The sequence below is a fragment of the Arthrobacter sp. ok909 genome (assembly GCF_900104405.1).
GTDB lineage: Bacteria > Actinomycetota > Actinomycetes > Actinomycetales > Micrococcaceae > Arthrobacter > Arthrobacter humicola.
This window is the reverse complement of the sequence record NZ_FNJS01000072.1, coordinates 1-1,682: the sequence shown is the minus strand read 5'-3', so window position 1 is coordinate 1,682 and position 1,682 is coordinate 1. Positions and strand designations below refer to the sequence as shown.

General features: G+C 63.0%; 2 protein-coding genes and 1 pseudogene. 2 read left to right on the top strand and 1 reads right to left on the bottom strand.

All coding sequences use genetic code 11. The features are described from left to right. The first annotated feature begins 159 nt into the window (after nucleotides 1-159). Both BLR03_RS23785 and BLR03_RS23780 read left to right on the top strand, forming a co-directional pair. Nucleotides 160-882, top strand: a complete 723-nt coding sequence (locus tag BLR03_RS23785; protein WP_139184670.1) for a hypothetical protein — start codon at nucleotides 160-162, stop codon at nucleotides 880-882. Between the two features lie 8 nt (nucleotides 883-890). Further along, nucleotides 891-1,193, top strand: a complete 303-nt coding sequence (locus tag BLR03_RS23780) for a hypothetical protein (RefSeq protein ID WP_091257000.1) — start codon at nucleotides 891-893, stop codon at nucleotides 1,191-1,193. An 83-nt stretch (nucleotides 1,194-1,276) separates the two neighbouring features. Here the strand turns inward: BLR03_RS23780 and BLR03_RS23775 are convergent. Next, a pseudogene (locus tag BLR03_RS23775) lies at nucleotides 1,277-1,510 on the bottom strand (IS110 family transposase); the annotation flags it as partial. Nucleotides 1,511-1,682 lie beyond the last annotated feature (172 nt).

Genomic DNA, 1,682 nt, shown 5'->3' with positions numbered 1-1,682 from the left:
TTCATGCGCGCAGGCTCCTTCTCCCCACGCTAGACCTAATACCGGCTTGGACCTAATATCATCCAGGAAAGTTTTGGTCAAGTCATGGACACGGACATATCCGGGTCCATGGGGCTTTCAGCCCTTACCCGCTCTGAAGGTGTCGGGCAGAGTGCGTTCATGAGTTCGTCCCTGAAAACGGGTATGGCTGCGCCGGATGCGCGGTTCCTTCCCCGGTCGTCGCTTGCCCGCTGGGCGCTGGCCTTTTTCGTCGTTTTTCTGCTCCTTCTTGACCTGACCCCGTTGTTCCGTTTCGAAGCAGGAACCCAGTTCGCGGACATCGATAAGGTGACCGGGCCCGCTGCGTGGGCCAGCATCATCGCGGCCAACACCCTCGCATTGTTGGCTGTTGTTCGTTCGAAGAAGCAGGCGTTGGGCCGCATCCTCGCTACCGGCCTTGGCCGCGGGGCATTCACGCTGGCTGCGGCTGCGCTCGTCCTGACTATCGTCGGGCCAGCCATAGGAAACGGGGATCTTTATCTTCTCGGCGGAGCCGTGGCGTTCGCGGCGGCCCTGACGGGCTCCTTCGCTTCGTTCCGGGCCTCGGCTCAGCGCGTTACGTTTCTGCCTCGGACGGCGATCGGCACCTGGGCGCTTTGCATATGGATTGCTGCCCTCGCCTCGATCATCGCTTCACCGCTGCTGCCATTCGACGCCGACCCGATGCTCATACAGATCGTGACGGAGTTGGGCGTTCTGCTATGGGCACCTGCGGCTGCCTCGGGCTTAATCGCAGTTCTGCACTACCGCGAACGGTCCGCCCTGGTCCTCGTTCTGACGGCCTTGGTGGCAACTGCCGCCGTCTACTGGGCGGCCGCCGAGTTCGTCTTTCCCGGACACTAGGAGCATAAATGGCAGCTTCGCTCAAGCCTCACACGCCCGTTGGAAGGTGGGCAGCCCTCTTCGGCGGCCTCCTTTTGATCGAGGTGCTGGTCGCCCTCGTGGTTGCGGGCGCCACGGCCCCCACACAGGGCATGGCGTTCTTCCTGCTTTCGTGGAGCCGCGCATGGGCAATGTCCGCAGCAGTCGCGCTGATCCTCGGCCTGATCGGACTCCTGCATCATTCGGAGCGGTCGGTGTCGAATTGGAGTGTGACGGTCCTGGGCCTTCTTGTAACCAGCGCTGCTTTCGTCCCTCCTGCATGGTATTGGTGACCCTGCAGTTGAGCGACGGCGTGACTCCCTTCAACACGCAGCGTCGGACCCTCCCATGCGCCGCTCCCCCCGTGTATGTCGTGTCAAGTAACCATACTGGCTGGCTGAGCCGGGACCGGTGTGTAGAGGGTGCCTTCGCGGAGCATGGCCCAGAGGACGTTGAGGCGGCGCCGGGCGAGGGAGAGCATGGCCTGGATATGGGTTTTGCCTTCGGTGCGTTTGCGGTCGTAGTAGGTCCGGGAGGCGGGGCAGCTTTTCAGCCCCGAAAGCCCGGCGAGGTAGAACACCCGCAGGAGCCGGCGGTCGTAGCGCCGGGGTGGTCACTCCTTCGCGTCCGCTGTCGGGTCCCGGCCCTGCGGGCGTGCACCACGGGGCGCCGCGGATGCTCAAGGCACTAGATGAGTGAGTCCGAATTGGGCGTGCGCCGCGTGGACGCTGTTAATTGAAGGTGGAGGGTGTTAAACCCTGTTTGTGAAGACAGATCTAAAC